Here is a 306-nt window from a genome sequence, read left to right as displayed (position 1 = left end):
AGAGACAGGTGCAATCTGCATCCACGCGCCCTCGCCGCGCTGATGATAGCGGTCAATCAGGCGCTGGCTGTCCTGCAAAATCACCTCGCCCGACTGGACCGTCTGTTCCGGCGGCAAACCGCCCTGCTCCTCGCCGAGACTCATCGAGCCGCGCGTCAGTAACGCACGCATGCCCAGCTCACGCACGACGCCCACCTGCACATCGATCGCCTCCTCCATGCCCTGCGGGAAAAGATAATGGTGGTCAGTGGTGGTAGTGCAACCGGAGAGCAACAGTTCAGCCATTGCGACGCGGCTTGCCAGGCC

The 306-nt window shown here is 63.1% G+C and carries 1 pseudogene; it reads right to left on the bottom strand.

The features are described 5' to 3' along the window. Positions 1 to 306 (bottom strand): annotated as a pseudogene (locus ACPYOM_RS22245) (8-oxoguanine deaminase); the annotation flags it as partial.

The organism is Monashia sp. HAY1-2A (genome assembly GCF_056755315.1).
This window is presented reverse-complemented; position numbering and strand designations above follow the sequence as displayed.